Origin of the sequence: Cellulophaga sp. 20_2_10 (genome assembly GCF_023476645.1) — a bacterium.
GTDB lineage: Bacteria > Bacteroidota > Bacteroidia > Flavobacteriales > Flavobacteriaceae > Cellulophaga.
In genome coordinates this window covers 1-26,412 of sequence record NZ_JAMCOJ010000016.1, presented here as the reverse complement: position 1 = coordinate 26,412, position 26,412 = coordinate 1, and the positions used below count along the sequence as shown (strand labels likewise).

Below are 26,412 nucleotides of genomic sequence, written 5' to 3'. Positions count from 1 at the left end.
TAGTATATCTTGACCTTCAAAATTATCCATATATCAATGTTTTAAAGCTATAAGATACGGAAACTAAATGACTAACTCAATAAATTTAATTCCAACAACAGGTTTTAATAAAACTGATTCAGTTCACCTTTGGATTAAAAAAGGATTGGTTGGTCATGTACAAAAATCGATAGGAGTTAAAAATAATTATGAACTGCAAAAAATTGCAGTAGAAAACTCAAGATTGGGTATTCCGTTGCTGTTTCAAGAAGATATAATTCATGGTTATAAAACCATAGCACCAGTTCCTTTAGCAGAAGCATCTAGTTGGGATTTGGCAGCAATTAGAAAATCGGCAGCGATTGCAGCAAGAGAAGCATCATCCGCAGGAATCCATTTAACATTTGCGCCAATGGTAGATATTGCAAGAGATCCTAGATGGGGAAGAATTTTAGAAGGAGCAGGAGAAGATGTTTATTTAGGAAGTTTAATTGCTGCAGCTAGAGTAAAAGGATTTCAAGAATCTAATAAAGAAAATAGCAATATTCTAGCAACCGTAAAACATTTTGTTGGTTATGGAGCTTCTTTAGCTGGTAGAGATTATAATATTTTAGATTTTTCAGAAAGAGAGTTAAGAGAGACCCATTTACCTCCTTTTAAAGCAGCAATTGATGCTGGTGTATCTAGTGTAATGACCGCATATTCTGCTTATGATGGAGTGCCTTTAGTAGCAAATAATTTTTTATTGAAAGATGTTTTAAGAGATGAACTAAAATTTAAAGGTTTAGTAATGACAGATTGGGAAACGGTTGGTAATTTAGTGAAAACAGGAATTGCGAAAAATGATACCATTGCTACAAAAATGTCTTTATTAGCAGGGAATGATATCGATATGTCTACTAAAAAATATGTGAATTTACTTCCAGAAATGGTGAGAAAAGGAATTATTTCTGAAGCTGTTTTAGATAATTCGGTAAGAAACGTATTGTTGTTAAAACAAAAAGCGGGTCTTTTTAAAGATCCTTATGCGTATTTTAATGAAGAACGAGAAGCTAAAGAGCTTTTATCCGAAGAAAACATACAAGCAACAAAAGAGATGGCTGTAAAAAGTATGGTGCTTTTAAAAAATAAGAATAACGTTTTACCACTTTTAAAGAAGAAACAAAGAATTGCAATTATTGGTCCTTTTGCAAAAGCACAAAAAGATTTATTAGGTTGGTGGTCTAGTCAAGGTAACCCAAATGATGTTGTTTCTATTTTTGCTGGAATTAAAAAGAGAGTTCCACAAACCTCAACTATTTCTTATGCTCAAGGTTGTATTGTAGAAGATTTTGAAATAAAAGGAGTAGAAATGATTGCTGACGCTGTAAGAGCTGCTAATAATGCGGATGTTATAGTATTAGCCTTAGGAGAAAAAGAATGGATGAGTGGAGAAGGAGGAGGTACAGCATCTTTGCTTTTACCAGGAGCGCAACAACAATTATTAGATGCAGTTGCAAAAACAGGAAAACCAATTATTACCTTAATTGTTTCTGGAAGACCTTATGTTTTAACAGATGTTGTAAAAAAATCTACCGCTGTTTTACAAGTTTGGATGCCAGGAACTACAGGTGGTACAGCAGTTGCTGAAATTTTGTTTGGAGATTATAATCCTTCAGGGAAATTAACGGTTACTTTTCCTTTTCATCAGGGGCAAGTTCCTATTTATTATAATTATAAGAAAACCAGTCATTCTTTTAATGCAGGACCTAAGAATAATAGATATACAACAACTCATAGAGATATTACTTCTGATCCATTATTCCCTTTTGGTTTTGGATTAAGTTACAATAGTTATTCTTACAAAAATTTAAAGCTTGATAAAACTACAATGAATAAAAATGATAGTATAAAAGTTTCTGTTGATGTTACTAATAAAGGAAAATACAACGGAAGAGAAATTGTACAATTATATATTCATGATAAAGTTTGTTCGGTAACAAGACCAGTAAAAGAATTAAAAGACTTCTTAGGTTTAGAACTTAAACCAAATGAAACGAAAACGGCTACTTTTTATATTACCTCAGATAAATTAAGGTTTATAGGTCTTGATTATAAAACAACAATTGAAGAAGGAGCGTTTGAAGTTTTTGTTGGTAAGAATTCTTCTGATACTTCTAAACTAGACTTTTGGTTAGAATAAAGGTTTAAATTATGTAAAGGTAAAAAGTCTCAACTTATAGAATAAGTTGAGACTTTTAAATTTAGCATCCTTAATACATTAAAACCCAGTTCCTGGAGCCTCAGGACTTGCAGCTTGTGCTTTTTGTGGACTTAAGATTAGATAGGTTCCTAATGCAGTTAAAGCTGCATATTTACCGTAATTCCCTATTTTTTTAATAGCGTCCTTACGAGTAATTTCTTCTTTATTATTTTCTATTTGTTTTTTCATAATGTCTAGTTTATAAAATTCTCGTAATTATTCTAAGATTATTTTTTTGTTCAATTTACCAGATTCAGTTTCTAACTGAACAATATATACTCCTGCAGATAATTTTGATAAATAAATATTTTTTATTCCATTAGAATCAAAAGATTTGTTCATCATTTGTTTACCAAGAATATTAAATAATTTAATAGTTGAGCTTCCTTGTTGTAAACCTGCAATTCTTAAAGTAGAATTATTTGTTTTATAAATACTTATGTTTTCTAAACTAACATCATTCGTACTTAATACACTAGATCTAGTATGTAAATAGAATCTTCCAATTCCGTTTAAAGTCTCATCTAAAGTTATTTTGTAATTAGAATTTAACTCATCTAATCTTGTAAAAGTATTTGTTAATCTATCTTCTAAAAACACTTTAATATCAGAAGGTAAGTTTAATGCTTCAGCAGAAAAGGTAATTTCTTTTCCAGATGCTGCATTTAACCCAACAGGAACAATCATAGATTCTAAACCTGAATTTGGTAGTGACTGAATTTGATAATTTTTTCCTTCATTATTTGAAACTAACTGTGTATAAACAGCAAAAGGTTGAGAAACTCCACCAAATAATTTACCATCAGAACCATTATCAAAACTTGTAGTTGAGTTCTCTAAATAATTAATTTTTGCATATCTAGTGTTTGTTCCCTCATAAATATTTAATTGAATCCCTGTTTTAGAAGATTTTAAGAACGTATCTGTACTTTGTTTAGATAGCATTGAAGTATTAAACGTAAAAGTACTTGCACCTGCAGAAGCTTCTACAAAGAAACCTTGTCCTGGTGCTATTTGAAAACTTGTACCCTGAACTAGTTTTGCTTCATAACTTTTTGATGTAGCATTCCAAATCCAAATTGTAGACGACTCTAATAAATCGTTCCCTCCAGAATTATTTGCTGTAAATAAATCATTTAATGAAACATATGATGAATATGGGTTCCCAATTAAATTATAACCACTAGTGTTTTTTGTAAGTGCAATGTCTGTAATATTTGCTGTTCTAATATTTCCAATAAATTGAACATTTCCTGAAGCAGTTCTCTTCATTGAATACCCCTTACCTTCTCCAAAAGCAGTACTTGCAACAGGAGCTTCAGCATAAGTCCAATTATTCGCAGCAACCGAATTGTTATATTGGGCAATACCTCTATAGTCTGTGTTTGATGTTCCGGAAGCAATTCCAAAAGATGAAATCCAAGTATCATCATAAGTTTCGTTAGATTCTGGTGATGATAGTAAATGCCAGCCTTCTAAGTCACCCACAGCGGGTGTTGATAATGTTCTAAAGTATGCATAACTTCCTGTTGATGTTCCAGAAACTATCAAAGATGCTCCTCCCCAAAGTTGTGAGGTATCTGTTACAGTTAAGTTTCCTGTAACATTTAGTGATCTATTATTACGAACAAGTAATTTCTTAAATGAAAGATCTCCTGTGTAGGAAATATTACTAATAATATCAATATCATCTGTAGTTTGCAATGGCACGTTTGCTGGCGACCAATTTGCAGCAGTAGCCCAATCTCCATCTGAAACAGAAGTATATTTTGCTGCTTCTATAGTAAATTCATCAAAATAATAAGTAGATCCATCCCCAACAGTTCCTGCATTTACTCGTATCCTAAAGTATGAGTTCCATCCGTTAGCATTACCTATAGTTATATTGGTATTATTTCCAGTAAGATCAAATAAAAGTTCTGTCCAAGTATTTGCTGCAAGTGTTACACTTTTTTCTAACTTAAAATTTGCCGCAACTTCAACATCCAAATTAAAAGTTTTGGCTATGGTTGAATACATTTTAAACTTGAGAAACCTATTTGTATTTGCATTAAAACCAGTTGTTGCAGTAGAACCAGTATATGCCATTTGTAATGAATTATCACTATGAGAATTTAAGGTTTCTACAAATTGTATAACATTTGCAGTGGTATTAATGCCGGTGGCATCTAGATTAGCAACTTTAGTTGCTGTAGGCGCATTTGGATCTCCTGCCCAAGATGCTTGTAAAACCACATCATCTACACCTGGAGAATTCTCTTCCATATCAGCTACACTTGTTTGTGCTGTTAGAGACATTCCTATTAAGAAGAATAATCCTAAAAAAAGTAATTTGTTTTTCATTTTTGTTGTTTTTAGTTAATAATTGGTTTTAGTTTTCTTTTTCATAGAAATTATTAAACAGAATTGTATTTTATCTATTTATTTTTTTATAAATTTTCCTGTTTTGTTATTTAAGTAGTAGATTCCAGGAGCAAGATTATTAATATCAATTCTACCAGAATTGTCTGATTTTAATTTTAAAACTTCTCTTCCTTGAATATCAATTATTTTAAAAAAAGTATTACTTAAATCAGGATTCACAAATAAATGGGTGTTTGCAGGGTTTGGATATAAAAGCAAGCCATTTTTGTTAATATCAATAACATTTAAAGAGCCTTCTACAATATTTATATTAAGTGCTTGCAGGGTTATATGTTTGTCTCCATCACTTGAGTAAAAAGTTATCCATAACCAATAGAAATCTCCACTTGGTAAATCTGCAGTTGGTATTGCGTTTTCTAAAGAAATAGTTGCTGTAGAGGTTCCTGATTCAGTATCTAATGCAGAAGCATCTATTACTAAATAATCATTTTGAGGAACCCAACCAGCATTTAGGTGTCTTAACCAATATTTAATTCCACCATATTCTTTAGCAATAACTTTATGGCCAGAGCCTGCATGGTAATTTGTGGTTATCACTAAATCACCTCCAGTACTAAATGCAGTTGTTGTGTATTTGGATGCATCATCAAAAGTTAAAGAAGCAGTTACGCTTTCTGTAACTGTAATTATTGATGTATCGGTTTTGGCTCCATCTGTTGTAGTTGCTGTTATTGTAACAGTACCACTTGCAACACCGGTAACCTGTCCGTTTGAATTAACAGTTGCAATAACATCGTTAGAACTAGACCAAGTTATTGTTAAATCGTCTGCATTTGCTGGAGTAATTTCTGATGTAAGTGTTATTTTTTGTCCACCAACTATATCCGCAGTTTCTGGAGTTATTGTTATAGATGCAATATTAATTCCATACCAAGCAACTACATTTATAGTAGCAGAACCAGAAATGGTATTTGCAGGAATAGAAGTTGCCGTAATTGTAACTGTACCTTCCAGTACTCCTGTTACATTACCTTCATTATCTACAGTTGCAATTGTTTCATCACTAGAAGACCAAGTAACATCTTGACTTGCATTTACTGGTAAGAAAGCTAATGATAAACCTTCATCTTCACCAACTCTTACTTCTAATGGGTTAGGTGTTATTGTAATATCTGTTGGATCTACAGTATTAGTATCTATTATTTTATTAACGCCTTCATCAAGAATGGTTAACATTTCACCATCTCTCCATCTTACTTCTACTTTAACAATATGATTTTCTTGTCCTAAGCCAAAATGCGCAATGTTTAATAAACTTTGCGAATGTGCTTCACCAGCAGAACCAACTCTTCTTTTAAATGTTTTATTATCTGTAGTTACCGTAATTTCTGCACCTAATGGATCTACATTAGAATTTGGAGCATAACCAACATTTACAGTTACATAATTGTTGCTATTAGACATATTATTTTTATACATATGCCAAAGACCATATTCATCATCACCATTTAGAATGTCTAACTTTCCATCTTGATTATAATCAAAAGCTTGCCCCATATCTCCATGACTAGAAGCGCCTCTGTTATTTGCAGTATGAGAAGTTGTAATTTCAAATTTACCTTGTCCTGTATTTAGTAACATGTAATCTGAAACTCTATTTGTTAAATACCCAAAACGATACACATATAAGTCTTCAAAACTATCATTATTAAAATCTCCTTTAGTTACACCCCAATGATTTCCTCCCTTTTGGATATTCCAAGCATCAGAAACATTGGTATAAGTCTGATTGTTATTCATTAATAGTACATCTTGGTAGTTTCTGTTGTTTGGTATCCAACCAGTTGGTGTAAATTCTGTTACATCATCAATTCTAGCATGAATAGACCAAAATATATCTGCATTACGAACAAATTCCATTTTCCAAACACCATTTCCTGTATGACCAATGTAGAAACCGTTTTCCGTTCTTGCAGTTGGCCAACCATCTGCAGCAGCTTGTGTTATTTCTAAAGTAGTTGTTTTATCCGCTATGGTGTTTTCTTGCTTTGCGCTTCCTAGAAACACAGGATAACCGTCCGCATAAGCATTTCTCGTTACAAATTCGAAACCAGAAAGTGTAATTGAGTTGTCTGCTTTCAATTCAAAAGGTAAAGTTCCTTGGCTACCAGATACTCTCATATCTAACCTTTTTATTTGTGGTAAAAAGTCGGTAGCATTATTATCTGCAATTCCAAAATAGCCTTGCCCTTTCGCTAAATATAAATCTAAATCTCCATCATTATCGATGTCAATATCTGTCATAGATGTAATAGAATAACTACCAACTAAATCGGCTGGTAACCATGCTGTAGAAACATCCGTAAATGTGAAATCTCCATTTCCTTTCCAAATTGATAGTGGAGAGAAAATTACAATATCATCTATATGATCATTATCTAAATCTGTCAATAAAATTCTTTCTCCATTTGCATCTTCAACACCTGCAACATTTATAGTTTCAAAAGTTCCATCGCCTTTGTTTCTATAGAAAATGTGTTGTTCCCCATTATCCCCATTTATTCCTTCAGCATTTATAAGTACTAAATCTAAGTCTCCATCAGAATCTAAATCTGCCCATCTAGGAGAACGACCTCTTGCTCCTTTTGTAATTCCTACAGCTGCATCACTTCTTTCTAAAGTACCATTATTGTTTTTGTAGAACACAGGAGGGGTAGGAGCGGATCCATTTCCACCACCTAAGGTGATCAGTAAATCTAAGTCTCCATCATTATCGTAGTCTGCAGCTGCAGAACCATGTAAATCCATTAATGTCCAAAGAGATAAATCTGTAGCGTTTTTTGTAAATGTTCCGTCACCATCATTCCAATACAATTTACTTGGTGAATCATTATGGTTATTTAAGATTAAATCATAATCACCATCATTATCCATATCTGCAATTGTTGGACCTGCGTATTTTAAACTTGGTTCATCTATAATTCCTGCAGCAGCAGTTTCATCTGAATATTCAGGAATTACTACATTAGAAACATCTGTTAAACTAAAACTATCTATTATTAAATCACTTCCTGTAGCTGCTAACTTTAATTCTGTTGCACCTGTTACAGAAAATTTTACAATACTATTTAAAGAAAAAGTGCCAGATCCTGAAACATCTATATTATCAGCAATAATTTTACCATCTGCATATAAAGAGAAATTTGCATAACTAGTAGCTGAGGTTAATTGAACGTCTAATCTTTTATATAAGCTACCAGAAACTATATAATTTGTTGTGATAGGAGTTAATGTTTGCAAAGTTGCAGGAACTGTTAAAATATCTGCAACAACAGGAGTTACTGTTGATGTTGGAGTCATTGCTATTTCATCTACAAAATAAACATCGTGAGCACCAACTGTACCTTCGTTAAAATGAATTCTTATATTAGATATCCATCCTCCATCATTATTTATTACTGCGTCTGTATCATTACCAGAGAAATCAAACTCTACTTCTTTCCAAGTATTTAATGTTGTTGAAAAACTTTTAGTAATTTCAAAATGATTTACATTTCCATTTCCTAAATGTAAAGTGATATCAAAATCTGTTTGATTTTGAGAATATACCATGAATTTAAAAAACTTATTTGCAGATAAAGCAAACCCTGTTTTTGTGGTATTTCCATTAAAAGCAAGCTGTAATGAGTTGTTTTTATTTGAACTAGCAGTTTCTGTATACTTAACAGAGTTCATTGTTGTATTAATGCCAGTGTTTTTAGGATTAACGACTAAAGAAATTAAAGGTACGTTTGGGTCTGTAAGCCATTCTGCTGTAGCGTCACAATCTGGTTTAGGATTATTAATATCATCAGTTTCAAAATCTGAAATTGATGTTTGTGCGATTAGACTTGATGTAAATGCAACAATAATTATAAGTAGTACTTTTTTATTGAAATATCTTCACGGTTGTGAACTTGACAATAACTTAGTTTACTTTAAATCAGATTAATAATAAACTTGACAAAAACTTGACAATCATACTGAGCATTATGTGTTGTACTTAAGTTTTATTTCATTTTTCAACAAAAATTAAAAAGTCAGTAATAACTTATTGTTTTTTTAAAACAATAAGTTATCTTTAGCTTGAAGTTATCTTTAGCTTGATAAAAGTAATTTTTGACTAAACCTTTTTTACATTTTACATTGATTTTATGAATTTAAAACCTCTTTTTCTTCTATTAATTGGTATTGTTGTTTTATTAAAACCTATTAATTTTTATGCGCAAGAGGAATCAAAAATAGCTAAGAAAATATATAATAAAGCATTTAGCTTAAAGAATTCTAATCCAGATAGTTCTGTTGTCTTGTTTGAGAGAAGTTACTCGCTTTATTTACAATCTAAAGATACCTTAAATGCTATACAAGCATTATTTCAAGAAGGTTTTGTTTTTGAAACGAGTGCTAAATATGCCAAGTCATATGATGTACTTTGGAAAGCATTATTGTTAATGGATAATATTGAAAATAATGGAGTAAAATCTGTTATTTATCATCGGTTAGGAAGGGTTTATAGTTATTATAAAAGAGAAGATAAAGCAATTGAGTTTTTAACAAAGGCATTAGGGTTACAGAAAAATATGTTAGATTCTAGTGGTCTTAAAAACAAAGCAAGGTTAACTTCATATTATTATTCCATTGCTGCAACCTACAGAGAGTTGAATAAGCCAGATTTAGCAAAAAAATATTTAGACTCAAGTTATCTATATTATAGACCAAAAGAATCTTTGACACCAAAATCTTATTTAGATTTTGAAAAAGCAATTCTGCTTACTAAAGAGCACAAAGAAAAGGAAGCTCTTAAGATAATGGAAGACATCTACCCTTGGTTTAATACGAATACACCATCTTATATGGTGCTTGTTTATAAGTATTGGGGAGATGCTTATAAGGGTTTAGGTGACGTTGATAAAAGCGAAAAATACTATTTAAAAGCATTAAAGGTTTCAGAAGAATATAAAAGTCATATAGATTTTACACCTTTAGTATATGAGAAATTATCCGACGTATATTTATTAAAAAATAATTATCAAAAAGCTTTTAAAAACTTAAAAAAAGCTAAAGAGCTAGATCGTATTTTTTTTGATAGTAGAAGTAAGGAAAATCAGTCTTTATTAGAAATAAAAGATGATTACAGGTTAGAGAAAGAAAGACAAGAAAAAATAATTAAAGAACAGTATCTTAAGCAGTTAGAGCAAGAGGATCAAATCATTAAGCTGCAAAGAATTATTCTTATCGGTTCTTTAATATTCTTACTTGTATTAGGTTTCTTTTTTTTTAAACATTTAAGAGCAAAACATCATGCAGAAAAAGAATTAATAAGAAAAACAAAAGAATTAGAAATAGAAAAAACAAAAGAACTTCTCGCCTTAAAAAATAAAGAACTAGCTACTTCTGCATTACAATTGATAGAGAAAGATGAGTTCTTAAAAGAATTGAAAACTAGAGTAAGGGAAGGTGGAGATAAAGTAAAGATTCATGAAATAAATAAAGTTTTAAGGTGTGTCTCTGTCAATAATAATAAAAATTGGGATGATTTTAAGATGCGTTTTATAGATGTAAATAAAGAATTCTATGATATTATTTTTGCTAAATTCCCTAAATTAAGTCAAGGAGATCAAAAAATTTGCGCTTTAATTAAATTAAACTTCTCTAGTAAAGATATGGCAAGATTACTAGGTATTTCTGTAGAATCAGTGCATACAGTAAGACATAGAATACGTAAAAAAATGAACTTAGAAAGAAATGTTAATTTAGAAGAATACATTAATTCTCTATAGAATATAGGCTTTTACCAAACTGAACAACTTGACAATTACATTTAGTAAAGTTTTTGTCAAGTCTCTTTTCATTTATTTCCAAACTGTTTCATATACTTTTAACCTAAGAATAATTTTCTTGGGTTGAATTCGTATTTGTAAAAATCAAATTCATTTTAAAGAAGATTATTCTCTTAACAAAAGATAATAATTTAAAATTCAATAAGATGAAAGCAACACAATATGAAGGTAATAAAACCTTTAGTGTTATAGACAAGGAAATCGCAGCTCCAGAACAAGGTGAAGTAAGAATTAAAGTAGCTTATGTTGGTGTTTGTGGTACAGATGTACATATCTATCATGGAATGATGGATAAACGTGTAAATACACCAGAAACTATTGGACATGAAATGTCTGGAGTTATAGATGCAGTGGGAGAAGGTGTAAGTGGTTTTTCAGTTGGAGAAAAAGTAGTTGTTCGTCCGTTAGATGACAGAAAAGTAAAAGCATCAGACAAAGGTTTTAATCACATCTGTGAGGAATTAAAATTTATTGGAATTGATAGCCCAGGAGCAATGCAACAATATTGGAATGTTCCTGCATTTACACTTCACAAGTTAAAAGATACTACCGATTTAAAATTAGCAGCATTAATAGAACCTTTATCGGTAGCTACTCATGATGTTCGCTTAAGCGGATTAGTAAAAGGAGAAACTGCAGTTGTTTTAGGTGGTGGTCCAATAGGATTATTAGTAGCTATGGTTGCCAAAGAAGTTGGAGCAAACGTAATTATTTCTGAAGTAAACCCAAAACGTATTGCCAAAGCAAAAGAATTAGGTTTTGATGCTGTAAGTCCAATAGATATTGATTTAGTGGAATATGTAAGAGAAAAAACTGACGGACGTTTAGCAGATGTTGTTTTTGAAGTTGCAGGAGTTCAACCCGCATTAGATGTAATGACTGAAGTTGCAGGTATTAGAGGAAGAATCTTGATGGTTGCAATTCATGGTGAGAAAAAACCGATTGATTTATTTAAATTTTTCTGGAAAGAATTAAAATTAATTGGAGCAAGAGTTTATGAAAAAGAAGATTATGAAAAATCGATCCAATTAATCACTGCAAATGAGTTGCCTTTCATCGATATGATTACTGATGTGCAGCCTTTAAGTAACATTCAACAAGTTTTTGAAAACATAGACAATAATCCTGACGGAATGAAAGTACTAATGGATTGTAGTTTATAACCTTAAGAAATAATAAAAACAAAAGAAAACATATAATGAAAGAATTATTTAATTTATCAGGTAAAGTCGCTCTTGTAACGGGAGGAACTCACGGAATTGGAATGGCTTGTGGGAAAGCTTTGGCTAAAGCAGGTGCTAAACTGTGTGTTAACGATATTGATGATGAAAAACTAGAATCTTGTAAAGCAGAATACGCTAAAGAAGGTATTGATGTTTTTACAATTAACTTCAATGTTTGTAGTGAAGAAGGTGTAGATAAAGGAATTAGTCAAATTGAAGCAGAAGTAGGTCCTATAGATATTCTTGTTAATAATGCAGGGATTATCAAGCGTATTCCAATTTTAGATATGCCAATTTCTGATTTTGAGCAAGTACTTAATGTAGATTTAGTTGCGCCTTTAATTATGGCGAAGCGTGTTGCTCCAGGAATGATTGAGCGTAGAGAAGGTAAAATTATAAACATGTGTTCTATGATGAGCGTTTATGGTCGTCAAAATGTATCAGCATATGCAGCAGCAAAAGGTGGTTTAAAATTATTGACTGCTAATATGTGTTGTGAATGGGCAAAATATGGCGTTCAAATAAACGGAATTGGGCCTGGTTATATAGCAACTGCTCAAACTGAACCGATTCGTATTGACGGTAACCCATTTAACGATTTGGTAATGACACGTACACCTGCAAACAGATGGGGAGAACCAGAAGATGTAGGTAATGCTTCATTATTCTTAGCTTCTAAAGCAGCAGATTTTGTTAATGGACAAGTTTTATATGTTGATGGAGGAATCCTTGCAAACTTTGGTTATGTAAAAGGAGAGAATGAAATTTAATATTTAATAAAACGGGTTTTTATAAATGCTGTAAAAACCCGTTTATTTTTTATTCCATAAAACAATGTAATGAGTACAAAAATAGCAAAGATAGAAACCAAATTATTTAAAGTTCCTTTAGCAGAAGTACTTTCTGATGCTAAACATGGAGACCATTTTCATTTTGAATTAGTAACCGTTACAGTTACTTTAGAAGATGGTAGTGAAGGAACTGGTTATACATATACTGGAGGTAAAGGTGGTCGTGCTATAAAAGCAATGGTAGAATACGATTTTACAGAAGCGCTAATTGGTAAAGATGGTGATGATATTGAAAGTATTTACGATTTTTTAGAATGGCACATTCATTATGTAGGTCGTGGCGGAATTGCTTCTTTCGCAATTTCTGCAATAGATATTGCTTTGTGGGATATCCGTTGTAAAAAACTTAATCAACCTTTATGGAAAGTTGCAGGTGGAACAAATAATACTTGTAAAGCATATTGTGGTGGAATTGATTTAATGTTTCCATTAGAGAAATTACTAGGAAACATGAAAACTTATTTAGCAAATGGTTTTAATGCAGTAAAAATTAAAATTGGTAGAGAAAATTTACAAGAAGATTTAGATCGTATAAAAGCAGTAAGAGAATTTATTGGTCCAGATGTTACTTTTATGGTAGATGCTAATTATTCTATGAGTGTAGAAAAAGCAATTAAAGCAATTGAAGGTTTTAAAAAATATAATATTACTTGGTTTGAGGAGCCTACAATTCCTGATAACTACAAAGGATATGCAGAGATCGTTAATGCAACAGGTTTTCCTTTAGCAATGGGAGAAAACTTACATACTATTCATGAATTTGAATATGCTATAGAGCAATCTAAACTAGCATTTGTACAACCAGACGCATCCAATTGTGGAGGTGTTACAGGTTGGTTAGCTGCAGCAAAATTAGCAGACAAAAATAACATACCTGCTTGTTCTCATGGAATGCAAGAATTGCACGTAAGTTTAGTTTCTTCTCAGTCCAATGCAGGTTGGTTAGAAGTACATAGTTTTCCTATTGATGAATATACAATGAGACCTTTAGTGGTAGAAAATTATAGAGCTGTAGCACCTAATACACCAGGGGTTGGAGTAGAATTTAATTGGGACAAACTAGCTCCTTATAAGCAAAATTAATAGCATTAAATAAAATATATTAATGAGTACTACAGTATCAATATTTGGAACTTTTAAAGAGCAAGAGGTAAATCTATTTTGTTTAAAAAACGCTAATGGTGTTGAAGTTAAAATAACCAATTACGGAGCTACAATTACTTCTATAATTACCCCAGATAAGTCTGGTAAGCTAGAAGATATTGTTTGTGGTTTTAACAACTTTGAGAGTTATTTTTTAGAGGAATATAAAACAAACGCTCCATATTTTGGAAGTACTGTTGGAAGATATTGTGCACAAATTAAAGATTCTAAATTTAATCTAAACGGATTAACTTATCAATTGGCGACTAATTGTGGTAACAATAATTTACATGGAGGTGTTGAAGGTTTTGATAAAAAAATATGGGATGCTAAAATTGTAGACAATAATAATGAAGCAAGTGTTGAGATGTCTTTAGTTAGTGCAAATCTTGAAGAAGGATTTCCAGGTAATGTAATTATTAAAGTGGTTTTTACTTTAACAAATGCAAATGAACTTTGTATAGAATATAATGCAGTTCCTGATGAAGATACTCCCTTAGCAATAACGAATCATACATATTTTAATTTATCAGGTTTTAATAAATCAATAGAAAATCATGAGGCTACAATTTTGGCAAACAAAAAGTTAGCAATGGATGAAACAGGTTCAGCTCTAGATAAAATTGTACACCTAGATAATGAAGTTGATGATTTAAGAAGCCCTAAAAAAATTAAGGAAATACATAAAAAAATGAATGATGGGTTTGCTCATTATTACATTTTTAATAAGAGTGATTTTCAATTAAAAAAAGTAGCTAAATTTTTATGTGAAGAAAGTGGTAGATCGTTAGAAATATCAACAACAGAACCTGGTGTACTATTTTATACAGGAACGTATACTTCAGACAAATTAGAAAGAGAAAATGGTCAGAAATTTGGAAAATATAGCGGTTTTTGTTTTGAAACACAGAGATATCCAAATGGTCCAAATATTAAAAATTCACCAAAATCGATAACAAAAAAAGGAGAAGAATATAAAAGTGCAACTGTTTATAAGTTTAAATATTAAGAATAAAATTTAAATATGAGTATCGAAATAACAGACGAGCAGCAAGATTTCTTAGGAATTACTAATAAAGGTAAGTTAAGCGCAGCAAGTAAAAGAGCTTTAAAATGGCCAACAGATTTGGGTAAAGATTGGTTTTTTGATTATCAGATTGAAGATTTGAAAGGTGATTTAGCTTATGAAGAAGGAGTGGTAAGAAGAGATCCTAGTGCTATTATAAAGTTTGAAGGAAAATATTTTGTTTGGTACAGCAGAAGTATTGGGCCAACTCAAGGATTTGGAGGGAACATTGCTGAAGACAAAGTTTTTCCTTGGGATAGATGTGATATTTGGTACGCAACTTCTTATGATGGTATTACCTGGAAAGAAGAAGGTTTAGCTGTAGAAAGAGGTGAATCTGGAACTTATGATAATCGTTCTGTTTTTACACCAGAAGTTATGGAGCATGAAGGTATGTTTTATTTATCATATCAAACTATAACAGGAGATTATACAGTTCGTATAAAAAATGAAGTTGGTTTGGCTTGGTCAAATAAACCTTATGGTCCTTGGCAAAAAAGTGAGGAACCAATCTTAAAACCTGCTGATAATGGTGTTTGGAAAGGTGAAACTCAAAATAGATTTGCAGTAGAGAAAAAAGGAGATTTTGATAGTCATAAAGTACATGACCCTTGTATTATACCTTTTAAAGGTAAATTCTATTTGTATTACAAAGGAGAACAAATGGGTGAAGCTATCACATTTGGAGGAAGACAAATAAGACATGGAGTTGCTATTGCTGATAACCCAAAAGGACCTTATGTGAAATCGGAATACAATCCTATTTCAAATAGCGGACATGAAATTTGTGTTTGGAAATATAATGACGGAATTGCATCTTTAATTACTACAGATGGACCAGAAAAAAACACAGTTCAATGGTCTCCAGATGGCATTAATTTTGAAATTAAAAGTGTTATAAAAGGAGCTCCTCATGCAATAGGTTTAAACAGATCTGTAAATCAAGAAGTTCATCCTACTCATATTTTACGTTGGGGTTTAACACATAAATATATGAATGATGATTATCAATATATCCAAAGGTTTACAACTTGGGAAATGACACATCATACTGCAAAAGGAGAAAAAATAACATAGTAAAAAACGAATTAACTAAAACTAAAAATATGTCAACTAAAAAATTCTTTGTAATAAAAATTGCAGCTATTGTTGCTTTGGGTGGGTTTTTATTAGGTTTTGATGCTTCAGTAATTTCTGGAGTCGTAAAATTTATTGAACCAGAATTCAATTTAACAAAACTTCAATTAGGTTGGGCAGTAAGTTCAATTACTTTAACAGCAGCAGTTGGAATGCTAATTGCTGGCCCAATGAGTGATAAACATGGACGAAGAAGAATTTTAAAATTTGCAGCCATATTATTTACAATTTCTGCTGTGGGTTCTGCCTTAGCAGGGAATTTCTTTTGGTTAATTATTTTTAGAATGATTGGTGGTTTTGCTGTTGGTGCAGCATTAATTATAGCACCAATGTATATTGCTGAAGTTGCGCCTCCAGAAAAAAGAGGTCAATTAGTTTCTTTCAATCAACTAAACATTGTATTGGGTATTTCTATCGCATTTTTTACAAACTATTTAATTCTTAAATGGGGAAACTCTGATGCAGAATGGACTAAAACGTTAGGTTTTGATAAATGGAATTGGAGATGGATGTTAGGTTTAGAAGCTGTTCCTGCAATTTTTTATTACTTAGGGTTAAATTTGGTACCCAAAAGTCCAAGGTGGTTAATGACTCAAAATGAGAAAGAAGAGGCTTTAACAATCATGAAAAAGGTGGTTTCTGAAGAAGAAGCAGTTTTACAAATGAATGCAGTGGAACAAAATATTCATGAAGATAAGAATAAAGCAAAATCTAAGGTTAGTGATTTGTTTAAAAAATCAATGCGTAAAGTAATTATCATAGGAATAATTGTTGGTGTTTTTCAACAAATAGTTGGTATTAATGCTGTTTTGTTTTATGCCCCAATGATTTTTGAACAAACAGGTATTGGTACAGATGCATCCTTTATACAGGCTGCTTTAGTAGGTGTAACAAACCTAGGTTTTACAATAGTAGCGATGCTAGTTATTGATAAATTTGGAAGAAAACCTTTGTTAATTATTGGAATGGCAGGGATCTCTATTTGTTTATTTTTATTAAGTTATGGATTTAATGATGCTACTTATACGCTTTCACAAGAAGCAATAGCAAATCTTCCAAAAGAAATTAATCATGACCAAATTGTGCAACTTCAAGATAAAGTATTTGAAAACGATCTTGACTTTAAAGCTGCAATAGTTTCAACTTTAGGTGAAGAAAGTGCAAGAATACATGAGTCTACCCTTGTTACAGCTTCTGCCAAAATGAATACGCTTTTAATTCTTATCGGAATTATAGGATTCGTTGGGGCATTTGCAATGTCTATAGGTCCAGTAATGTGGGTGCTATTTTCAGAGTTATTTCCAACTAAGATTAGAGGTATTGCTATTGCATTTGTTGGGTTTATAAATCTTGGTGTTGGCTTTTTAGTTCAATTGTTATTTCCTTGGGAATTAGCATCGCTGGGTAATGCAGGTACATTTTTACTTTTCGGAATATTTGCAGTGATAGGTTTCGTCTTTATTTGGTTAAAAGTACCTGAAACTAAAGGAAAATCTTTGGAAGAATTAGAAGAAATGTTAGTTAAATAATTATGTATTTAGCTAAAGATTAATAAAATGAAAAATATATCAACTTTACTTATTTGTGTTATAATATTGCTTTCTTGTAAACAAGAAAAGCAACTATTTGTAGGCGTTAATCCAAATGCTTTAAAAGTAGATATAATTGTACCAGAACATGGTATGGCAGATCCTCATGCTTGGGTTAAAAATGATACCGTTTTTATAATTGCTGGTCATGATAAATCCTGGGATGCAAAAAGTGCTTTTCCAATGGATAGATGGGAAATTTGGTCATCCGCAGATTTAATAAATTGGAATTTCCATAAAAGTATTCTACCTACTCAAACTTATATTGGTGATCAACCAAATTGTTGGGCAGGTGATATTTGTGAACGAGATGGAAAATATTATTGGTTTTTTTCAAATCGAAATATAGATACTGGTGTTATGGTATCAGATAAAATAGATGGAGAATACAAAGATTTATTAGGAAAACCTTTATTACCAAAAGGAATTGTACCTGTCAATCCATATGACCCAGAAATATATATAGAAAACGATGTCTACACTATTTGTTTTGGAGTGAACACCTATTACATGGCCACATTATCTAAAAATATGAAGTCTTTAGAAAGTAAACCAACTTCTATTTCTGTTATTGATGCAACAGGAAAAGAAATTTCTACAGATGATAAACCAACGTTATTTAAAAGAGGAGATTGGTATTATTTAGTTTATGGGAACAAATATGCAATGTCTAAAAAATTATATGGTCCATACAATTTTAAAGGAGCTTTCTTAGCAGGGGGTCATACAAGTTTTTTTCAATGGAAAGACCAGCAATGGTATGTGTTACAAGAAAATCATGACATCAGTGCTTTTTATCGCGGAGCAAGTCTAAAACCTGTGTTCTTTAATGAAGATGGAACTGTAATTATCCCTAAGGATGATAGAATGTATCCCGGTCCTGGAAGAAACTGGAAGTTTGAAAACAGTACAATGGGTTGGAAATCATTACAAGGTACAACAGTAAATTTAAAAGAAAAAGGAATACTTACTGGTAATTTATCAGGCAAAAAAGCAATTATAGAAAGTGCGCCTTGGTTATATACAGATACGAGAGTTTGTAATAAAATTTCTTATACAATCAAAAATAATAGTGCTGCAACCGAAATGAAAGTAGCTATCTATTCTAGAAATGAAGATGCCAGTTTTTGGACTTCAGGTACAAAATCAATTGATTGGGAAAAACAAGAATGGATTACAATCCCAATAAAGTCAAATAGTACAGAATATGTAACATACATTATTAACCTTTTAGATTTTAAAGAAGTTAATGCTAGGTTAATGCAAATGGCAGTGCAACCTGCTTGTAATGCAGATAGTGGCACATGGGAAATTAAAAATATTTCTGTATTTTAAAAAATAAAAGAACTGCTCTAATAAAAACGATAAAAAATGAAGAAATTAACTAAAATAAAAACTTCAATGGATATTCTTCAAAAGAATAAATGGCAACTGATTATAGTAATTGGGTTGATTATAAACTTTAACTTCATGAGTTGTAATTCTTCTAAAAGTAATATTTCACAAAATGATTCTACAAATGAAGATGGTATGGTTTTATTTGACTTTGAGAATGAAACTCAAACTCAATTAGTAAAACCTCAAGATGCAACTTTCGAAATTATTTCATCAGGGAAAAGCAATCATTTACAGGTTAACAACGGAAACACCATAAGAGAAACAGGTGTGAAGTTAATGAGTCCTGAAGGCAAACCTTGGGATTTATCAAGTTACTATCAAGTAAAAGCGGATGTTTCTAATGTGGGTGATGAAAAAATGCAAGTAGAACTTTTTGTTGGTAATGATCCTGATGGGTTGTTAAGATGGTATTGTTCAGATTATATCGATTTAAAACCTGGAGAAAGTAAAACAATCACTGTTAATTTAGCTTGGACTCCTTGGATTTTTAAACCACAAATAAAAATTAATGGTTTACGTGGAGTTCCTGGACAAATTAAAGCAGATTTAACCAAAGTTACTGAGTTAACTTTTTGTTCTAGATACAATAAAGACCCTAATAATTTTACAATTGATAATGTTAGAGCTGTTGGGAAATATGAAGAAAAAAGCCCTGATGGATTTTTACCTTTCATAGATCAATTTGGACAATATAAACACCAAGATTGGAAAAATAAAATTCATTCTGATAAAGAAATTAAAGAATTTGCTAAGGCAGAATTAGCATATTTAAATAACAGTAAAGGACCAACTGAAAGATCCACTTTTGGTGGTTGGGCAAATGGACCAAAATTAAAAGGATCTGGTTTTTTTAGAACAGAAAAAGTAGATGGAAAATGGTGGATGGTAGACCCGGAAGGGTATTTGTTTTGGACAGCAGGTTTAAACTGTGTAGCTTCAAAGTCCGTTTTTACAGGTGTTTCTCACCGAGAAAATTATTTTGAATATTTACCAAAAAAAGACGATTCTTCTGCTCAGTTTTATCAAGAAGTAGATTATGCAACCCATGGTTTTTATAAAGATAAGAGACCATATAAAACGTTTAACTTTTATCAGAATAATTTATATAAAAAATATGGTGATGATTGGTTAAAATCATTTCAAGATGTTGCTCATAAAAGAATAAAAGATTGGGGGATGAATACCATAGGTTTCATGTCTGATTTTGGAGCAACTAGACAAAAAAGAACAGCTTACGTAGGTTCTATTTGGATAAAAAATACACCAAAAATTGAAGGTTCAGAAGGTTTCTGGGGTAAGTTTCATGATGTTTTTGATCCTAATTTTAGAATAGCTGTTAGAAATTCTGTAGAATCTCAAAAAGAAGGTGCTAACGATCCTTGGTGTTTAGGGTATTTTGTTGATAACGAATTATCTTGGGGACAGTTAGGTTCATTAGCGGTAGGAACTTTAAAAAGTCCAGCAATTCAACCAGCAAAAATTGAATTTATCAACGATTTAAAAAATAAATACAAAAGCGTTTCTGCTTTAAATACTGTATGGAAATCTTCTTATAAATCATGGGACCAAATGTTATCATCAACAGAGACTCCAAATGAGAAATTTGCAAAATCAGATTTAGTCAATTTTTATAAGAAAATAGCAGAAACTTATTTTAGAACTATTAATGAAGAGTTAAAAGCGGTTGCTCCAAATCAAAACTATTTAGGTTGCCGATTTGCTTGGGCTAATAATGATGTTGTTCTAACTGCTGCAGGTATTTATTTAGACATTATGAGTTTTAATAAATACGAATATAGCATTGCAGATTTTTCGTTACCAAAAGGAGTTGATAAACCAGTTATGATTGGTGAGTTTCAATTTGGTGCTTTAGATAGAGGAAGTCTTCATGTAGGAATTAAAGCTGCAAAAGATCAAACAGAAAGAGGAGAAATGTTTAAGAGTTATATTCAAGGAGCTTTAAAACATCCAAACATTGTAGGTGCTCACTGGTTTCAATATATAGATGAACCAAATACTGGACGTTTTGATGGTGAAAATTATAATGTAGGTTTTATTGATATTACTGATAATCCGCATGCAGATTTTATAGAAAAAGTGAAAGAAACGACGTATTCAATGTATAAATATAGAAAGAATAACAATTTAGAAAACAAGAATTCTAATCAATCATTATCAAAAAAATAAAAACCATGAGATTAAAAAAACGATATATAAAAACAAATTTAATTATTTTATTGATAACTACGATAGTTATAGTTGCTTGCGGAAGTAGCTCAACAGAGCCCGAAGAACCACAAGAAATAAACGATACACCATCAGCAGTTGATGACACTTTAAGTGTTGATGAAAATAGTAGCTCTGGGACTTCAAATCAAGTAAATGTAGCTTCAAATGATCATTTAGGAAATGATGGTGGAGGTACTGATAATTATAGTATAAAAACTGATCCAACTAATGGTACTATAACTGAAGTAAGTGATGGTGTTTTTGAATATATCCCTAATGCTGATTATTTTGGAGATGACAGTTTTGCATATAATATAACAGATGTTGATGGTGATGTAGATTCTGCATCGGTTGCAATAACTGTAACAAAATTTGCACCAAGTGCTAGTGCTTTTAGTAATATTGATCCAAGTCTTCCTTCATTTGTTTCTATTGAAGATACAACTCCAACAGATAAAAAATGGGTAAAGTTTGAATCGATGTCTGATGAATTTGATTCTTGGGATAGCAGTAAATGGTTTAAATCTACTTGGAATTATCCTGCTCCCGTTTACATGTCTCAGTCTATACAAAACTCAGGAGTTACAGACGGTAAATTGTGGTTAAAAGCAACTTTAAATGAAAGTAACCCTGATGGGAGATGGTTTCAAACAGCAAGAATTCATTCTATAGCTGAAACTAAATATCCTATGTACACAGAAGCTAGAATAAAATCTTCTCACATTTCTGCCTACAATACATATTGGTTAAATAATGGTGATATTAATAACAGAGATGAAATTGATATTATCGAGAACAACTCAAAACCTTCTTGCAATGGTTGTCAACCTGAATTTCCAACAAGAATGAATTCGCAATATTTTCATGCTGATGCAAGTAAATCTCCAGTGGAAATTAGAGATGAAGACAATTTTATAAACACCAATGTATCAAATAATAATCCTTTAAAAGGAGTAAAATGGAATGAAGCATATCAAACTTTCGGAGTTTGGTGGAAAGATGCTAAACACATTCAATTTTACTTAAATGGAGAACCTGCTGGAAGTGTTGTAGTAGGTGAAGATAGAGGGGGACAAACATATGCAGGTCGTGAATTTACGCGTGATTTAGAAATAATATTTGATTTATGGACGAATGAAGGAAACTATCTAGGTGGTCTTCCTCCTAAATCAGATTTAGGTGATGATACAATTAATACCATGAGAATTGATTGGGTAAGAACATGGAAATTAGAAGATAAATAAGAATATAAAAATAGAGATAAATGAAGAATATTAGTCAAGAAGAAAGAGACTACTTAGCTGAACAAGGCAAAGAGTCTAACGAAAAAGTTGTTTTTGATTTAAGTGGAAACAAATGGCAATTTGAAGGTATAAGGCCAGACGAAGGTGTTAAAGTTGGTTTTCATGAGTTAAACTTTGATATTACAGGAGATTCATTTAATTGGTCTTTTGCGAAAGTTCCTGGAGATGTGTATACAGATTTATGGAGAGCAGGTAGAATAGAGGATCCGCATTTTGGAAGAAATAGTGTAAAAGCAAAATGGGTTCCAGAAAATGAATGGTGGTACAAACGTCAGTTCGATGTACCTAAAACCATGTTTGACAAACACATTCAATTGGTTTTTGATGGTGTAGATTTTGGATGCGATGTTTGGTTGAATGGAAAATTTTTAGGTTCTCATGAAGGAATGTTTTCAAAATTTAAGTTTGATGTATCAGAAGATATTCGTTTCGAAAACTTGCGTTTCGGAACCAATGTTTTAATGGTTCGTTTACATCCAGCACCAAGAAGATATAGTCAAGTTGCAGGACGTAAACCTGCGTGGCATGGAGATTATTGGGTAAGTTTACCTCCAACAGGAATTTGGAAACCAGTTTATTTAGAAGCAACAGGTAAGGTTACTATTGAAGATACGTATGTAAAACCGGTTATATTAACTGAAGATTCTGCTCGTTTAGATGTAGAAATTGAGTTAAAAAATCATGAAGATGCTGAAAGAGAAGTAGCTATTAACATTGAAGTTGAAGGTGAAAATTTTGAATCTAAAACGTATCGAGTTCAGCAAAAAGTTAAAGTTTCTAAAGGAACTAATAACTATGAAATCAGTTTAGATATTGATGATGCAAAACTTTGGTGGCCTTGGGATTTAGGAGATCAAAACTTATATAATGCTAAAGTTACTGTTATTGAAGGTGAAGATACTTTATTAGATACAACAGATACTTCTTTTGGAATTCGTGAAGTAAAAATGGTACACAATCCTGGGTTTACTTTAGAACAGGTAGAAAATCCTTGGACAGTTATGATTAATGACAGACGTCATTTTATGCGTTCAGGAACTTGGGGAGGACCACCAGATATTTTTATGGGCCGTGCACATCCAAGTAAATATGTAGAGTTAATTCGTTTAGCAAAAGAGTGTAACTTTAATAACTTAAGAATATTTGGATGGCATCCAGAAGAAATTCCTTTATTCTACAAATTATGTAATGAAGCAGGTATTACAGTTTGGCAAGATGTTTTACCATTAGCAAGTTTGTCTTTACCAAAAGATGAAGAATTTAAACAAGCTGTTTTTGCAGAAGCTATTTCATCTGTAAAAGCTCAACGTAATCATCCTTGTTTAGTGTTATTAGAAGGTTCAGAAGAATTGTTTATGACAGCTTCAGACCCAGAACACAATTTAGAATTTGTAAATGCACTTGGTGAGGCTATTAAACCTTATACACCTTTACATTTTATACCTTCTTCACCTTTAAGTGATGAGGTTGGTTTAAATTTAGGTTTTAAACCAAACGAAAGTTTCCACGCGAATGATTTATTTTATGGTGAAGGAGAGTTTGTAATGGAAGAATATTTCCCTAGTTTAGATTTTGCAGTAATTCCTGAATTAGCAATTTCTTCTTGTCCGAATGTTGAAAGTATTAAGAAGTTTATTCCTGTAGATGAGGTTTGGCCTCCAGGACCAAGTTGGGGACACCATTGGACAGATTTTGATGCACTAAGAACTTTAAATTTTGAAGTTTTAGGAGATCAAAGTAGAGATGGTTTAGAAAAATTTGTTGAAGCTACTCAAATTTCACAAGGGGTTATTTTTCAATATGCATTAGAGCATTTTAGAACGAGAAAACCTAAAACAAGTGCTGTTTGTATTTGTCACTATATCACTTTTGCTCCAGATATGAAATGGGGAATTGTAGATTATTATCAAGAGAAAAAATTATCTTTTGACTATGTGAGAAAAGCATATCAACCTGTTTTAGTTACGATGAAACACAATAATAGACGTTGGTTACCAGGAGAAGAATTTAAAGGAGAATTATGGGTTGTAAATGATTATTATAAATCATTTAAAGACTGTAAAGTTACTATCAAATACTTGGATAATAATAAATCTGTATTCAAAGTAGAAACGTTTGATATTTCTGAAATTGGAGGAGATAGTTCAGGGAAATTTGTTGATGTTTCCTGTAAAGTTCCAGGAGTAATAGGAGATAAATTCTATACAGAAATTTCTCTTGTTGATGCAGATGGAAATTCTATTTCTGAAAATGACTATATGTTATTAGTAGCAGATAAAGAAAAAGATAGAAAAGAATTAAGAGCTATTGGTTTAGAAGCTTTTGAAACGAAGGAAAAATTTGGTTGGGCTAGTTACTTTAGATATTACCCTAGTTTAGGTGGTGAAGATGGAGTTCCAGAAGCGGATCAAAAAATGCCAATTGCAAGAGGTTTTGAGTAAAAAGTAAAGCTTATTTTATAATTTTAAAAGGGATAATTCAATTTTATATTGAGTTATCTCTTTTTTTTTTCTCTAATTTCCCTAAAATTAAAAATAGTTGTAAAGGTCTTAGGTATTGATTTTTAGTGAGTTTTATGCAGTTTTTGTTGAAGTATTTAGCTTGTCAAGTTTTAGTTCAGTTAAAAAAGTAACTTTTAATTACAATATTAATTAGTTTAGCTGAAAACATAAAGAGTATGATGAAAAATACATTATTAATATTAATCTGTTTGTTTAGTATTTCAAATTTAGCAAGCCAAGATTGGAACGGAATTGCAGTTCCTGTAACATTAGATGGAGGAGATACTTGGGTGTTACAATCTAATGTTTCTGACGATTTTAATTATACAGCACCTGCTGCAAATAAAGGAACTACTTTTAAAAGTAAGTGGGATGATTTCTATCATAATGTTTGGACAGGTCCTGGTTCTACAGTATGGACTAGACAACATTCATCAGTTAATGGAGGTGAACTAAAATTAACAGCTACTAGATATTTAAGTAGTAGTGTTAATGCAGGTGCGATCCATTCTAATAATACAATTCAATATCCTGTTTATATTGAAGCGAAAATTAAAATAATGAACTCTGTTTTAGCAAATGGAGCTTGGTTATTAAGCCCAGACGATACACAAGAAATAGATTTTATGGAAGGCTATGGCGCTACATATTCAGATAGTGCACAAGAAGATCTTTCTTGGTGGGGAGAAAGAATGCATGTAAGTCATCACGTCTTTATAAGATCACCTTTTAAAGATTGGCAACCAAGTGAACTAGCATCTGGAAATGGAAATCCAGCTCCAAACCCAACTTGGATAAGAAGAAACGACGGAAATGGAAATATTAAGTGGAAAGATTCATATCACACCTATGGAGTTTATTGGAAAGACCCTTGGCATATTTACCATTTTATAGATGGTGTTCAAGTATCTAAAAGGGAAGGAAAAGATCAAATAGATCCTTTGTTTTTTACTAATTCAGTAAATCAAGGGGACTCAAGCAATGATACTAGAACAGGGCTATCTAAAGCAATGGATATTATGATAACTGTTGAAGAACAAGGATGGAGAAAAGCAAACGAAAAGTCTGTTGTTCCTACAAATTCGGAGCTATCAAACATAGAAAATAATACATTTAAGATTGATTGGATTAGAGCCTATAAACCAACTAGTAGTTTATCTGTAAAGGATGTAAAAAATAATTTTAAAGTAAATATTTACCCAAATCCTACCTCTAAATTAATACAAATTAATGCTAGTCAATTAATTAATAAGATAGATTGTTTTGATGTAAGAGGTAAGCTAATCTGTTCAAAGAATTTTAATGATGCCGCTGTTAATTTTGATTTACAAAAGTTAACGAAAGGAATTTATTTCTTAGAAATTTCTGCTCAAGATGGATCTACTAGTAGACAAAAAATTCTAAAAAACTAAATTTATTTATTGAGTTATACGTTTAGCTTCTGTTTTATTTGATTTTGATAAACTGGTTTGGCAACTACCATTCTTTCAATTGTTTTATGAAATAT

At 31.5% G+C, this 26,412-nt stretch carries 17 protein-coding genes; 14 read left to right on the top strand and 3 right to left on the bottom strand.

Going from position 1 to position 26,412, the window contains the following annotated elements; translation table 11 throughout:
* Positions 1-67: 67 nt before the first annotated feature.
* Positions 68-2,161 (top strand): beta-glucosidase BglX, encoded by a 2,094-nt coding sequence (bglX, locus tag M4I21_RS17565; RefSeq protein WP_249560549.1) that lies wholly within the window; start codon positions 68-70, stop codon positions 2,159-2,161.
* A 78-nt stretch (positions 2,162-2,239) separates the two neighbouring features.
* Here the strand turns inward: bglX and M4I21_RS17560 are convergent, their stop codons facing one another.
* The 3 genes from M4I21_RS17560 to M4I21_RS17550 form a co-directional block, all read right to left on the bottom strand.
* The gene (locus M4I21_RS17560) at positions 2,240-2,410 is read right to left on the bottom strand and encodes a hypothetical protein (RefSeq protein ID WP_203394986.1); all 171 of its coding nucleotides are present in this window, start codon (positions 2,408-2,410) and stop codon (positions 2,240-2,242) included.
* Between the two features lie 27 nt (positions 2,411-2,437).
* Positions 2,438-4,564 carry a T9SS type A sorting domain-containing protein gene (locus M4I21_RS17555; RefSeq protein ID WP_249560548.1) on the bottom strand — a complete coding sequence of 709 codons (2,127 nt, stop codon included), beginning with the start codon at positions 4,562-4,564 and terminating at the stop codon, positions 2,438-2,440.
* Positions 4,565-4,642: 78 nt separating this feature from the next.
* On the bottom strand, positions 4,643-8,197 hold the full coding sequence (locus tag M4I21_RS17550) for an Ig-like domain-containing protein (protein WP_249560547.1): 3,555 nt from the start codon (positions 8,195-8,197) through the stop codon (positions 4,643-4,645).
* Between M4I21_RS17550 and M4I21_RS17545 the strand changes: the two genes are divergently transcribed.
* From M4I21_RS17545 to M4I21_RS17485, 13 genes are all read left to right on the top strand, one after another.
* Positions 8,196-8,576, top strand: coding sequence for a hypothetical protein (locus M4I21_RS17545; protein ID WP_249560546.1), 381 nt, complete (start codon positions 8,196-8,198; stop codon positions 8,574-8,576). The two genes, M4I21_RS17550 and M4I21_RS17545, sit on opposite strands and share 2 nt — an antisense overlap.
* Positions 8,577-8,778: 202 nt before the next feature.
* Positions 8,779-10,404 (top strand): tetratricopeptide repeat protein, encoded by a 1,626-nt coding sequence (locus M4I21_RS17540; RefSeq protein ID WP_249560545.1) that lies wholly within the window; start codon positions 8,779-8,781, stop codon positions 10,402-10,404.
* 206 nt (positions 10,405-10,610) lie between these two features.
* A complete protein-coding gene (locus M4I21_RS17535; RefSeq protein ID WP_208889877.1) occupies positions 10,611-11,627 on the top strand; it encodes a zinc-dependent alcohol dehydrogenase in 1,017 nt (338 codons plus the stop codon).
* A gap of 35 nt (positions 11,628-11,662) precedes the next feature.
* A complete protein-coding gene (locus tag M4I21_RS17530) occupies positions 11,663-12,457 on the top strand; it encodes a gluconate 5-dehydrogenase (RefSeq protein ID WP_249560543.1) in 795 nt (264 codons plus the stop codon).
* A gap of 69 nt (positions 12,458-12,526) precedes the next feature.
* Positions 12,527-13,621 carry a mandelate racemase/muconate lactonizing enzyme family protein gene (locus M4I21_RS17525; protein ID WP_249560541.1) on the top strand — a complete coding sequence of 365 codons (1,095 nt, stop codon included), beginning with the start codon at positions 12,527-12,529 and terminating at the stop codon, positions 13,619-13,621.
* A 22-nt stretch (positions 13,622-13,643) separates the two neighbouring features.
* On the top strand, positions 13,644-14,690 hold the full coding sequence (locus M4I21_RS17520; protein ID WP_249560539.1) for an aldose epimerase family protein: 1,047 nt from the start codon (positions 13,644-13,646) through the stop codon (positions 14,688-14,690).
* Positions 14,691-14,705: 15 nt separating this feature from the next.
* A complete protein-coding gene (locus M4I21_RS17515; protein ID WP_208889874.1) occupies positions 14,706-15,824 on the top strand; it encodes a glycoside hydrolase family 117 protein in 1,119 nt (372 codons plus the stop codon).
* On the top strand, positions 15,779-17,413 hold the full coding sequence (locus M4I21_RS17510; RefSeq protein WP_283771809.1) for a sugar porter family MFS transporter: 1,635 nt from the start codon (positions 15,779-15,781) through the stop codon (positions 17,411-17,413). Before M4I21_RS17515 ends, M4I21_RS17510 begins: the two co-directional genes overlap by 46 nt.
* A gap of 27 nt (positions 17,414-17,440) precedes the next feature.
* On the top strand, positions 17,441-18,808 hold the full coding sequence (locus tag M4I21_RS17505; protein WP_166382888.1) for a family 43 glycosylhydrolase: 1,368 nt from the start codon (positions 17,441-17,443) through the stop codon (positions 18,806-18,808).
* Between the two features lie 36 nt (positions 18,809-18,844).
* On the top strand, positions 18,845-21,058 hold the full coding sequence (locus M4I21_RS17500; protein WP_249560535.1) for a beta-agarase: 2,214 nt from the start codon (positions 18,845-18,847) through the stop codon (positions 21,056-21,058).
* A 5-nt stretch (positions 21,059-21,063) separates the two neighbouring features.
* Positions 21,064-22,344, top strand: coding sequence for a cadherin-like domain-containing protein (locus M4I21_RS17495; RefSeq protein WP_249560533.1), 1,281 nt, complete (start codon positions 21,064-21,066; stop codon positions 22,342-22,344).
* 20 nt (positions 22,345-22,364) lie between these two features.
* Complete coding sequence (locus tag M4I21_RS17490) at positions 22,365-24,845, top strand: glycoside hydrolase family 2 protein (protein ID WP_249560531.1); 2,481 nt, start codon at positions 22,365-22,367, stop codon at positions 24,843-24,845.
* Between the two features lie 236 nt (positions 24,846-25,081).
* Positions 25,082-26,317, top strand: coding sequence for a T9SS type A sorting domain-containing protein (locus M4I21_RS17485; protein WP_166382894.1), 1,236 nt, complete (start codon positions 25,082-25,084; stop codon positions 26,315-26,317).
* Positions 26,318-26,412 lie beyond the last annotated feature (95 nt).